General features: G+C 56.0%; 11 protein-coding genes and 1 tRNA gene. 7 read left to right on the top strand and 5 right to left on the bottom strand.

Annotated elements, in window-relative coordinates:
* The first annotated feature begins 9 nt into the window (after positions 1-9).
* The 3 genes from U6G28_00165 (at position 10) to U6G28_00155 (ending at position 2,655) form a co-directional block, all read left to right on the top strand.
* Positions 10-94, top strand: a tRNA-Leu gene (locus U6G28_00165).
* A gap of 381 nt (positions 95-475) precedes the next feature.
* Positions 476-1,465 carry a hypothetical protein gene (locus tag U6G28_00160; GenBank protein WRS30144.1) on the top strand — a complete coding sequence of 330 codons (990 nt, stop codon included), beginning with the start codon at positions 476-478 and terminating at the stop codon, positions 1,463-1,465.
* Positions 1,423-2,655, top strand: coding sequence for a glycosyltransferase (locus U6G28_00155; protein ID WRS30143.1), 1,233 nt, complete (start codon positions 1,423-1,425; stop codon positions 2,653-2,655). The genes U6G28_00160 and U6G28_00155 overlap by 43 nt, the downstream gene beginning before the upstream one ends.
* 131 nt (positions 2,656-2,786) lie before the next feature.
* Here the strand turns inward: U6G28_00155 and U6G28_00150 are convergent, their stop codons facing one another.
* The gene (locus tag U6G28_00150; GenBank protein WRS30142.1) at positions 2,787-3,089 is read right to left on the bottom strand and encodes a YdhR family protein; all 303 of its coding nucleotides are present in this window, start codon (positions 3,087-3,089) and stop codon (positions 2,787-2,789) included.
* A 218-nt stretch (positions 3,090-3,307) separates the two neighbouring features.
* Here U6G28_00150 and U6G28_00145 point away from each other — a divergent pair, with 218 nt between their 5' ends.
* Both U6G28_00145 and U6G28_00140 read left to right on the top strand, forming a co-directional pair.
* Entirely contained in the window at positions 3,308-3,796 is a 489-nt protein-coding gene (locus U6G28_00145; GenBank protein WRS30141.1) for a peroxiredoxin, read from the top strand.
* A gap of 219 nt (positions 3,797-4,015) precedes the next feature.
* Positions 4,016-4,624, top strand: a complete 609-nt coding sequence (locus U6G28_00140; protein ID WRS30140.1) for a 1-acyl-sn-glycerol-3-phosphate acyltransferase — start codon at positions 4,016-4,018, stop codon at positions 4,622-4,624.
* A gap of 137 nt (positions 4,625-4,761) precedes the next feature.
* Here the strand turns inward: U6G28_00140 and U6G28_00135 are convergent, their stop codons facing one another.
* From U6G28_00135 to U6G28_00120, 4 genes are all read right to left on the bottom strand, one after another.
* Positions 4,762-5,898, bottom strand: coding sequence for an ABC transporter permease (locus U6G28_00135; GenBank protein ID WRS30139.1), 1,137 nt, complete (start codon positions 5,896-5,898; stop codon positions 4,762-4,764).
* Complete coding sequence (locus tag U6G28_00130) at positions 5,895-6,857, bottom strand: ATP-binding cassette domain-containing protein (GenBank protein ID WRS30138.1); 963 nt, start codon at positions 6,855-6,857, stop codon at positions 5,895-5,897. The genes U6G28_00135 and U6G28_00130 overlap by 4 nt, the downstream gene beginning before the upstream one ends.
* Positions 6,858-6,953: 96 nt before the next feature.
* A complete protein-coding gene (locus U6G28_00125; protein WRS30137.1) occupies positions 6,954-8,537 on the bottom strand; it encodes a DASS family sodium-coupled anion symporter in 1,584 nt (527 codons plus the stop codon).
* A 126-nt stretch (positions 8,538-8,663) separates the two neighbouring features.
* Entirely contained in the window at positions 8,664-9,728 is a 1,065-nt protein-coding gene (locus U6G28_00120) for a beta-propeller fold lactonase family protein (protein ID WRS30136.1), read from the bottom strand.
* 113 nt (positions 9,729-9,841) lie between these two features.
* On the opposite strand from U6G28_00120, the gene U6G28_00115 reads away from it, so the two are divergent.
* Together U6G28_00115 and rmuC are read left to right on the top strand one after the other, a co-directional pair.
* Positions 9,842-10,558, top strand: a complete 717-nt coding sequence (locus tag U6G28_00115) for a hypothetical protein (protein WRS30135.1) — start codon at positions 9,842-9,844, stop codon at positions 10,556-10,558.
* A gap of 124 nt (positions 10,559-10,682) precedes the next feature.
* Entirely contained in the window at positions 10,683-12,023 is a 1,341-nt protein-coding gene (gene rmuC, locus U6G28_00110; GenBank protein WRS30134.1) for a DNA recombination protein RmuC, read from the top strand.
* The last annotated feature ends 156 nt before the right edge of the window (positions 12,024-12,179 follow it).

The raw sequence follows: 12,179 nt of genomic DNA, 5'->3' as shown, positions 1-12,179 counted from the left end.
TCGACCGAAGCGCCCGTGGCGGAATTGGCAGACGCGCTAGATTTAGGTTCTAGTGTCTTAGGACGTGGGAGTTCAAGTCTCCCCGGGCGCACCAAACAAAGCTTGTTGTTCCAGTGTTTCTAAGCCCTCATGAAGTAGTGTGACACAGGGCGCGACACAGCAGAGAACCGACAGGGTCCAAACGAAGCGAATCCACGCTAGAACAATGCGAACCTGATTCTCAGTTCGGGGCCAAACCGACTTTCAAGGGATAACCCACAATTATGGCAGCGGCAGGATGCTTGTTGCTGATCGCTTTGGGATCGCCGAGGCTTGAGCCGTGAGCGATCTTGTCGAAGCGGTTTGCATAGAAGCAGAAGTAGCCACGACATAGAGCGAAACTGCGTCCGTCTCAGGGTGGGCAAGGGATTTCCCCCGCAAGAACCGGGGGAAATCCCCATTGTTTGCGTCTATTACACATTCGTAACCTTGAAAGGTGTTGAGCGATCCGATCCTTGCCGGTTTGCCGTCCGCTGGTGTTGTGTTGGGGTTGGCGGTGGCTCTTTGCGGTGCGCTCACTGTGGCGGCAGGTTCTGAACTCCAGTCCACGGCAGTTCACAGAGCCCAGGGAAACTGGCGGCAATACGGACTAAGCCCACAATGGCTGTTGGGTCTTGCACTGTTGGGTGGCGCGATCTGCACCAACTTCATTGCTCTAGCTTTGGCTCCCGTGAGCGCCGTGCAGGCGATGAGTGTGGTCGCGGTCGCCGCGAGCGCGTTGTACTCAGGGATCACGGGCCGTGTCCGACTAAGCAACTACATGGTGTGGTCTGTCGTCGTGTGCCTGGGTGGAACAGTTGGGTTCATCATGGTTGTGACTGCCAACCCAGGGGTTCGGACTGCCGATGGCGTTGGTAGCCAACTACTGCCTGTGGCACTGATTCAGATGATTACGGCCCTCTGCACTGCGGTTGCTCTCAGGGTCGACCGTCACCAAAAGCCGCGCACAACGCACATGGCTCTTGTGATTGGCTGCGTGGGTTTTGGATCGATTACGGCGGTGTTGAAGGTTCTGACAGACATGGTCGTTCACGGCGGCTTGACCAGTGTCCTGAGCTCACCGCTGGCCCTCGTTTCCATCGTGTCGATCCTCGGCGGGGGTGCACTTTCCAATGTTTTGTTGCAACGTGCCCACAGCGTGCTCCCAACACCGACGGTTGTGGCCACGGTTACCACTGTCGATACCTTCACTGCGGCAACGATAGGAACAGTCGTTCTGCGAGAGACCCTACTTACTCCGGTCGCGGCAGTCTTGTTTGTGGCGTTCGGTGCTATGGCACTCGCCGGCGTCGTTGGATGCCAGGGAATGCGACGCGCTCCTGGTCACGTTGGGCAACGACAACTCCTTACTGATTCAACCACCAAACAGAGAGAGTCCGAACCATGCACATCGCGTTTTTCAGTGATCAGCACCCGGCAACACTAGGGGGACTTCAAGTGTCCTTGGGGTTACAGCGCAAGTATTTGGAATCCGCGGGGCATAGGGTGACAATCTGTGCGCCAAACTCCCGGGTTCAACCTTCGCCGATGCATTCGCGTCCATCGGATGTGTTGTTACGGTCGGTGCAGGTGGGCGATCATGCGTTCTGTCTCGCGGGCCCAGCTCACGACCGCGCGGTTGATCAGGGTTTTTCGGCGCTTCCACCCGTTGATGTAGTTCATGTCCAAGCCGATGTCTGGGGTGCGTGGAACGGCTACCGTTTTGCTCGCCGGCACGGGATTCCCGTTGTCCATACCATGCACACAAACGTGGAGTTGGGATTACCAGCGGCCGTTCCATTTGCCCGTCTGGCGTTTCAGCTTTTGTTCAAGATGCAGGAGAAGCTCATGGGAGGGGATCGGGTGTGGGATATTGCGAGCTACGTGAGATCATTCGCAGCGGCAGCCGACCGAGTCGTTGTGCCCAGCGCCCACTTCGCTCGTGATTTGGAGGGCTATGGCGTGCAAGTGCCTCTTCACGTCATTCCCACGGGCGTCGATGATGAGCTGATTGATGCCATTCCCAGGAGGTGTGCCCGCAGCAATGGGCCTCAAGTTCTACTTTGGGCCGGTCGAATCAGCGAGGAAAAGCGGTTGCACGAGGTCATCGAGGCATTGGCATTGGAGGACACTCCAACCGAACTGCACGTGTATGGATCGGGACGTGACGAGCACCGGTGTCGTGATCTGTCTGTCTCATTGGGGATTGCTAATCGGGTGAGGTTTTTCGGTCCGGTATCGCACAGCGAAGTGATTGACGCAATGCGTGAAGCTGATGCCGTTCTGCAGAGTTCCCTGGGCTTCGAGACTCAAGGGCTTACGGTTTACGAGGCGATCTCGGTCGGCACACCTGTCCTGGTTCGTGATCCTGACGTGGCGGACGATCTGCCTTCGGCGTGGGTAACGAAAACAAGAGACTCATCCATTCGCGAACTGGCATCCGCAATAAGGGACCTGTCGCAGCGGCTCACAATGGGGCTGTCGCAGGTCCTTCCCGCTACCCCCGTCTCGTATCGGCAGAGTGAACTGACCAGGAAACTGATCGAGCTTTATGAGTGCGCCATTGCTCCACAAAACTGTTCGGCGTTCCCCGGGATGCGACTGACACCAACCCAAGAAGCGACGCGCGTTGCATGACGCGAGCGGCCGTGGCGGGGCCGCGATCGGCAAACACCATCGGACTTCAGTGGAACGGTTGGCCGACGCGAGTATGTGGTGACTTTCGAAGGGCTGAGATGCCCGGCTTTAGTTGGGATGCCAAGCAGGCGCTAGTCAATCGGTGCGTTAGTCATCCTTGAGTTGTCTTCCCACACCTCAAATATCTGCGCGTGGACGGAGCGGATTCCCGCAGTTTGGCGCAATAGTGGGACTGCCTCGGTAGCCCTAGCTTCTGCAGCTTGACGGTCGGTGAAAAGGTAGATACCGGTCGCTTCATTTTCGAAAGGGTCTGCCGCCCAGATTTTCCACTGCATTCCCGGGATACCCGCGCGCTTAGCCGCCTCAGCGGGAGTGAAAATCGCCCGCGCATATGCCACATCCACTTTCATGGTCACTTGCAGGATTACTGGCACGACACTCTCCTATGTTGTTGAGACCGTGATCAGTTTATGTGTTAGGTCTGATTCAATGCCTCAGTAGGCCGTAGATCATGATCTTTCTCGGACTGGCTCTCTATGGAGTGGCTCTCTATGTGGTCGTGAATGATTCGAAAAGGACCCAGAGTACTTGCCGTCCTCCGATCGAGGCAACTGTTGTTTAGTGACTCGGCTTCTCGTGGCAACATGTAGCTATGTCAACAGAGAATAAACTTGGCGTGGGCGATACCGCCCCCGGATTTACTATTTTGACCACAGACGGTGAACTGAGCCTGGACCAGATGCTCGCTTCAAGCGACAGGGGAGTAATCGTCTACTTCTATCCGAAGGCAAACACTCCCGGTTGTACAAAAGAGGCGTGCGACTTCAGGGACAACCTGAACTCACTGAAGGGCGCTGGGTACTCGGTCATCGGAATCAGCGCGGATTCAATGTCGTCGCTTGAGAAGTTCAAATCGAACCAGGAACTAAATTTCCCCCTTGGGTCCGATCCGGATCATTCTGTGATGCTCGAGTACGGCACTTGGGGCGAGAAGAAGAACTACGGCAAGGTCTTTACGGGCATAATCCGGTCGACAATCGTTGTTGGTAAGGACGGCAAGGTGGAATTGGCGAACTACAACGTTAAGGCCACCGGACACGTCGCGCGTCTGCGTAAGGAACTCGGCGTCGATCCAGAGTAGCTCCTCGACCGCGCTGGACGCCTAGCGGGTGCTTTGCACTCGATAATGCTTTTTGGTGTGGCTCCTCAACCAGGTAGTACAACGGCACCCGGACGGCCGGCCACGTCCGCAGACCGCCCGTGCTCCTTCTACTCGGATTGGCGTTATCTACACGACACATTGCCTACTGCACGTGGTCATGACCCCACGCGGGAGGCTCTGCTAGATAGCATCACCTCTATGGGTTTCAAGAAGGCGCTTGCTAAGACCATTCTGTTTGTTGCTGGGTGGAAGCTGGTGATTCAGGAAGAACCCCCCAAGAACGGCTCAATAATGGTGGGCTATCCTCACACCGCAAATATCGACGCGGTCTACATGGTGTGTATCGCCTGGGCGATAGATATGGACATCAAGTTCCTGGTGAAGAACAATGCGATGAGACCTCCCCTGGGGGCCATTGTTAAGGCGTTTGGGGGAGTCGCGGTTGACCGTGACAATCCCGGTGGGCTGGTGCAGGGCATAGTCGATGATATTGAGAGACGTCGGTCTGCTGGCGATAGCGAACATCCCTGGGCGTTAGTTATCGCGCCGGAGGGAACCAGAAGCAAAACCGACTACTGGAAGTCGGGTTTTTACCGGATCGCAATGGAGACCGGTCTTCCTGTCATGCTGGGATTCAACGACAGGCGGAACAAGACACTGGGTCTTGGACCCCAGTATCAGATGACCGGAGACGTAAAAGCCGACATGGACAAGATCCGCGCTTTCTACGAAGGCATGGTTGCGGTCAAGCCGGGTAATGAAGGAACCATCCGACTACGCATGGAGGATGAGGGCTATAGGCCCTAGTAGCGGTTCCTGCCGTGGAGGCAAACCTGGCCCTACCACCCCCAAAGAGCTAGTGGAACCGTAGACCGGACCTATCTGATTCGAGTGCAGCCTTCTTGTACAAATGGAAACCGGCCTGCCTGCGGCGTGCGGAGGATCTAGTCGCGGCTGGTCCACGCCTCACGCAGTTTGATCCGAGGACCCATCTTTAGCAGGGACGCCCGGTATATACGTGCGGCGATTACCACAACAAGCAGGTCGCTAAGAACCAGAACGAGTAGAGAAAGCAGCGGTTCCCATAGCGGTACCGACCCCATTACCATCCGTAGCGGCATTGCAACCGTTGAGGTGAACGGAAAATACGAGGCAACCGCCATTACCGTCGGATTTGTCCCGAAGATGATCACCACGAAGTACGGGAGCATCGTAAGCATCATCACGGGGGAGAGGACTGAGCCGGTGTCTTCAATCCTTGAGACGAGGGAAGCGCTCGCGGCAAAGATGGAGGCCACCAAAACGAACCCGAAGATGAAGAAGATTACGAACCAGAGGGCGGAGGCCGAAACCATTGAGAGGATTGCGCTCTGACCAGTGATCAGTAAGCCCGCGTAGCCGGAAAGCAAAATCAGAGCCGTTTGGCTTATTGCTAAGACAGAGTTACCGAGGATCTTTCCTCCCAGTAGCGCCGTAGCGGGGATTGCGGAGAGAAGGATTTCAACCGTTCGAGTCTGCTTCTCCACCACCGTGTTCTGAGCAATCGTTGAACCGTAGGTCATGGCGGACATCAGAAAGATCATCCCGAACACCAAAGTGATGATGTACTGGATCGGGTCGAAACCGTCTGAGCCGGCCTCATCATCCGGCGCTAGGACCTCCACGCGGGGAACGACCGTGACTGACGCCGTCAGCGCCTCCGGGGCCGACTCCTTGGCTACGATGTAAAACCCGAGTGGATCGGAAGCTGGTGACTCGCTCGGCAACAGGGCCGCCGAAACCTCCCCCTCCTCGACAAGAGCAATGGCCTCTTCTGAACTGGCGACAGGTACCTGTTCCAAGAGCGGGTTTCCGTCGATTATCTGCGCAGTCTGTGTGGTCACTGCAATTGGCTCCGGCTCGCCTGAGCGATCTGCAAAAATCCCGCCGACGACCGTAAGACCAAAGACGATTAGTACCATTACGACGGTTGAGATGACAAAAGACTTTGATCTGACCTGACTGAGGATCTCTCGCTTGGCGACGAGCCAAGCCGCCTCCCAAACCGAGATCTTGGAACTTTGCGCTTGGACCGTGCTCATCGGTTCTTTCCTTCGTCGGTGCTACCGCTTGGCTCGGACTGGTTGTCGGCTACGGCCTCTTTGAAAATCGCGGACAGGCGAACTGTTTCCGGGGTAAAGGCCAGGACCTGCCCCTCGTCCAGTGCGGACCTCAGCAGCTGTTGGTCTATGCCCGGGTGCGCACCTTCGTCAAGACGTAGTAAGGCTGCCGTGGTTCCGGCCGCTTCGTCTGCGCGGTTCTCCACCACCTCGACTCCTTTGTGGGCTTGTAGCCAGTCCGCAGGTCCACGAAGCACGAGTCTGTGAAGTCCCTTCGAATGCAACCTTTGCAGATCGGCGATGCTGCCCTGGGCCACGATCCGTCCCTCCGAAATGATGACGATGTCATCGCATAGACGCTCAACGACGTCCAACTGGTGCGAGGAAAGAAGGACGGGAATACCTCTGGAAGCGTTTGCCTCCAGTACAGAAAGAATGACGTCGACGGCCATCGGATCGAGTCCCGAAAACGGCTCGTCTAGGACCAGGGCCGACGGTCCGTGGACCAGCGATACGGCCACTTGGGCCCTCTGTTGATTTCCGAGGGAGAGGGTCTCGACTGGGTCGTTTCCACGCTCCGCTAGGCCAAGCACATCCAGCAGATCAGCTGCGTTCTTGGCTGACTCCTCCTTTGAGAGTCCATGGAGCTGTGCGAAGTAGATCAGTTGCTCGTGGACCTTCATCTTCGGGTAGAGTCCGCGTTCTTCTGGCATATATCCAAACGTGCGCCGCATCGCCTCAGTTAGAGGGACCCCGTCTTTGGTGACCTGACCCGCGTTCGGCGTGAGTACCCCGAGGATCATTCTCATCACAGTGGTCTTGCCTGCTCCGTTTGCGCCGACGAAACCGGTGAGTCTGCCGTCCCGAACCTCGAAAGAGACGTCATCCACGGCGACTCTGTCGCCATATTTTCGGGTTAGGCCATTGATCTCTAAGGTCATTACTACAGACTAAAGGAAACCGTTCCTGCAGATGGAGATCGATTCACCCCCACGGTACCCGAAGGGTATGGTGTCCCGGGTTGTGCTAATAGAAACCTAGAACGTTATTCCAAGCACCAGTGGGCCCATCACCAGTACCGTGACGGTGATCAGAACAATAGCCGTGAGAGACATGGTGGAGCCCGCCTTGATCATCTCGCCCATCTTTAGATAGCCAGTGCCGTACGCAATGGCATTGGGCGGGGTGGCCATCGGCATCATGAAGCAACAGGTCGCGGCCATGGCAACCGGGACAACAAACAGCAGGGCGTCCTGGCTTGCACCAGTGGCAACGCCTCCCATGACCGGTAGCATCGCTGCCGCGGTCGCCGTGTTTGAAGCCATCTCAGTCATCGCCATCGTGACAATGACGATCGCGATCACAATGAGAATCACGGGCAGTGTGCCGATACCACGCGAAAGGTACCCAATCCAAGCACTCAGTCCGTTTTTCGTGAACGCTGAAGACAGCGCCAGGCCGCCGCCGAACAGCATCAGAATGTTCCAGGGAATGTCTTTGGCAGTGTTCCAATCAAGTAGCATGACGCCGCGCTTTGGATATACCGGGATTGCGAACACGGCGAGAGAAACGATCATCGCAATTAGTTCATCGGTGATGCCTGATTTCGGGAACAAAGTTGGCACCAAGAGCCATGAGAAAGCGGCGGCAATGAAGACAATTCCTGCTAGTTTCTCGCCGCGAGACATCGGACCGAGTTCGGCAAGCTCCTTGTCGATGGTCTCTTTTCCACCCGGGATATCGCTTATCTCCGGCGGAAAGAGGACCCGGGTAAGCATAAGCCAGCCGATGAACAGGAAGATCACTGCGGTAGGCCCAGCGAACAACATCCACTGTCCGAACCCAATGGTCATCCCGTAGTTCTCTTTGACATACGCCCGAAGCATCGTATTGGGGGGAGTGCTGATCAGGCTCGCTAGAGATGCAATAGAGGCAGAGTAGGCGATGCCAAGCATCATTGCCTTGCCGAAATTTGATTTCACTAGCTCGCTCGGCTTGGCATCTGGGCCATTGACCAGAGCGAGGATCGATAGACCAATCGGCAGCATCATTACCGCAGTTGCCGTATTCGATACCCAGATTGAGAGGAACCCAGTTGCCAGCATCATGCCTAGAATTAGCATTCTTGGGCTTGTTCCCACCGCCTTGACGGTATGAAGCGCCACTCGCTTATGCAGACCCCACCTCTGGACAGTAAAGGCGAGGAAGAAGCCTCCCATGAACAGGAAAATTGTTCCCGATGCGTATGGAGCCGCGGTTGTCTGGAAGTCCTGAAGATGTGTTAGCGGGAAAACGACGAGGGGTACCAGGGCGGTTGCCGCAAGGGGGATGGCTTCGCTCACCCACCAAATGATCATCAGTACAGCGGTAGCGGCACTGACCTTTAGCGCGAACGGGGTATACATCGGAACCCCCATGTCGTCCACGACAAACCGAAGTGGAGGGGGGAGCTGACTTGGCACCAGAAGGAAGACGAGGATCGCTGCCGTCAGTCCGGCAATCAGTCCGATGACCCTTCGATGGAGTTTGAACTTTGGCCGATGTTTTCTGCGCGCTACGGGCGAATCTGGCTTCGGAACCATCGATTGTTCCGACCTGTTTTCGGCCGAGCTTGTCATCATTCGTAAGTCCCTGGTTAGGTGCGCCCCGGTCAAAGCAAAGCAAAGGGTATTGGCAAAAGGTTATGTCATATATTACGGATGAAAATGCGCATACCCAAACTGACACCGAATCTGGTCGGTCAGGCTCTATTCGTTGCTCAAAACCTGTCTGACCACGCACGAGGGACTGCCAGTTGGGATGGTCTCTCGAAGTTTTAGGGTGCCCTCGTCATCATTGAGGTCAAGGACGGCGAGATCATTCGATTTCAGGTTCGCGACAACGACTACATCCTCAGCCGTGTTCAGCTGGAAATCCCGAGGATGTGAACCGCCGCAGAGAAACTCTGATCGGTACAGGAGTGACTGGGCGTTCTCATCCCACGCCAGGACGCCGATGGTGTCCGGCCCACGATTGCCCACGAGTACGTTTCCGCCGCTCGTTAATCTGATGGCCGATGGAAAGTTCTGGATTGCGTCGTCGCCCTTGATCGATGGTGAAGCATCAGTGACTATCTCACCGCGTTCGAGCGTGATGACGTGCACCAGGGCATCGAGCTCGCAAGCAACTAGCGCACAGTCATTGGAGACCACCAGACACCTAGGTCCTGATCCGGCTGGAAGGTGAATGTCTCGGTGTTCGGGCCGGTTCCGTTCGAGATCGTCGATGCGGTGAACGTGAATCACATCGGCACCCAGATCGGGGACAAAGACTTCCCCCGAGCCTCGATTTACCACAACCTGGTGGGGGTGAGATGAGGCTTGCCGATCAGAAACAGGGCCGCTACCACGGTAGCGAACAACCAGTGATGGCTCAGCTAGCCCTTTGTCACTGAGGGGATTAACTGAAAGAGAGCCGCCACTATAGTTTGCGGAAAGGACAGCCATTCCTCCCGAGGGGAACTCAACGATGGCGACACTGGTCGGATCGCTACCTCCCGTCTTCTTGGTAACAGGCGGGGATAGTGCCTCTGGACGCAATGACTCGTCGGCTTGGAGTAGCGTCAGAAAGCCGTCGGAGACCTCGTGACTGACAACTACTCCGCCCGTGGGAAGGACTGCCGCAAACATCGGATTGGGGCCAATACTAAGTGGCTCGCTCAGACGGGCTCCGCCGTCTCCTGAGATAGTGAGAGTGCGGACTCCGGGAGCGGCCTGGCCACCCCAGCCAGTGGCTCCGCCAATCCAAAATAACTCCGGTTGCTTTCTGTCCATCGAAATCCCTTCCGATAAGGACTGTAACACCGGAGATCAGGCCGATACGGCGTCCCAAGCGGTAGTGTTGACGGTCAGAGAAGATCAACCGAAGCACAGACCGAGGGGCGAATTTGGAAATCTCAGACTCGAAGACCCGAGAAAGCGAGACACGTGAGGTGTCCGAGGGTGCCCGCGACGCCGGAATAACCGCCGTCTTGGTCGTCATGGTGCTGTTCCTACGAATCATGGCTGTTTCCGGCTGGGACTGGGACACGGCGGCGGAGCTAGCGGACGCTTTCAACTTTGAGGACGCGGTCCCAATCTTCTTCGGTACGCTATTTGAGTTGCCGATGCTTACCGGGATCGCGGGGGCCATCATTTTGCCGCTGACCTGCTATCGGCTATATGACATCTATCGGCATAAATCGACTTCGGCCGCGGCAACTGACTGGCTAATTGTCCTAATTCTTGCAGTGGTTCTTTTCGTTTTGGTCAACAGCTATTCGATGTGGTGGACCGCTGCACTCGCCGGTCTGGTCGGGGCGGCAATTGCGCTGTTTGTCTTTGTCGTTCATAAGGGCGAGGCACTTGAACTTCTAGATGCGGTCAGCAGTAGAACTGGGACAATTCTGGTCGCGTGCATTCTGGTTCTCTCAGTAGTTGTCACGACGCCCTGGAACCCGAAGGAAGAGATCACACTGGCGGATGACTCTGTCGTCTATGGGCACGTGATCGAGGTAGAGCCAGGCTTTGTCAAGGTGCTGGACAACGATCGTAAGGTTAGGATCCTGACCACCGGTGATGTTAAGAGCCGTGAGACTATAGAGATTCCCGAATCCGGCACCTAGCACTGGTGTAGTCGACGCATTTTGTCGGAGTCCTCAAATACCCTTTCTTCGTTAGGGAGCAGGTCTGTTAGCTTTCCTGATTGCCCTTAGTTCTGGGGCCGTTAGGTTCGGGGAGGACGAGATAGTGAGTGCCGAGGTTATTTTGATGACGTTGGCGGTGTTGGCTGCGCTTGTCGCAGCGATCATGGCGGGACTGGTCTGGATTCGTCTGGGAAAGGACGACTCAGAGGAGTTGCTTGAGCAGTCACAAGCGATTTTCGAGCGTACGCAAATGCTTGCCAGTCAGGTGCAGACGGTTGGGCAAGTCCAGGCGGAGCGTATCTATGATCTTCGAGAGGTCGTTGACGGTCGGTTGATGCGGCTCGAAGAACAAAGTCGCAATGATGCCACCAGAAGAACCATGACGGATGCCGAAGCGAGACAAGAGCTTAAGTCGACTCTGAACGAACGCATGACTCAGATGGAGACAAAGATAAGTGAACTGGAGAAGAGTCTGAGCGCGGGCCTCGAATTGATTCGAACCAGCAACGCGGCCGAACTGGACAAGATGCGTGCCACCGTCGATGAGAAGTTGCAGGGAACGCTCGAAAAACGGCTGGGAGAGTCATTCAAGCTTGTTTCTGAGCGTCTGGAACAGGTTCAGCGCGGTCTTGGTGAGATGCAGACCCTTGCAACCGATGTGGGGGGACTGAAGCGTGTGTTGACGAACGTCAAGAGCCGCGGCACTTGGGGAGAAGTGCAACTCTCCCGACAGCTTGGCGATATCCTCGCACCGGACCAATACCAGGAGAATGTGCAGATAAAGCCGAATAGTGGTGAGAGAGTTGAGTTCGCGGTTCGACTACCGGGTCAGGAGGACGGGTCGGCCGTCTATCTTCCGATCGACTCTAAGTTCCCGCAGGAGCCCTATGAGCGTTTGCTGGATGCGCAGGAGCACGCTGAATCAGCTGATGTGGCCGCAGCAACGAAGGAACTCGAAAAGGCGTTGCGTAATGAAGCCAAACGTATCAGTGGGAAGTATATTGAGCCGCCCATAAGCACGGATTTCGCCATAATGTACCTTCCAACGGAGGGACTGTTTGCCGAGGCGGTGAGAATTCCTGGGCTGGCGAGTGCGCTGCAACGCGATGAACGAGTAATGCTCACTGGACCCACAACCCTAATGTCCTTGCTCAACTCTTTGCAGATGGGGTTTAGAACCCTCGCAATCGAAAAGAGAACTTCCGAGGTCTGGCAGGCGCTGGCGACCGCGAAAGAAGAGTTCGCGAAGTATGGCGGGGTGATGGACAAGCTAAAGAGGCATTTGCAGACAGCTCAAAACACCGTTGATGAGGTGGGAGTCAGGACGCGGGCAATCAACCGCAGTCTCAAGGCAGTTGGCATGGAAACGCCGAGCAGACGATCGGAAGGCTTAGAGATGGCGGATCAGGGAATCCCTGACTTCGAGATCTCAAGTGGGCAGTAGCCTGGCGGTTTCGCCTGCTCGGCGAGCTTTTGGTTGCACTCCTACACGGACGCTCTTAGGTAATAGCTGGGCTTCCTTCTCTGTCGATTACGTGAACGTCCGTGATCGCAAACCCCGCGTTGTGGTCTTGCTTGGTAGTCAGGTTTCGATCACTGC

The sequence above is a fragment of the Actinomycetaceae bacterium MB13-C1-2 genome, from assembly GCA_035621235.1.
Classification (GTDB): domain Bacteria; phylum Actinomycetota; class Actinomycetes; order Actinomycetales; family Actinomycetaceae; genus Scrofimicrobium.
The sequence above is the reverse complement of the archived record's forward strand: the minus strand, read 5'-3'. Positions and strand labels throughout refer to the sequence as shown.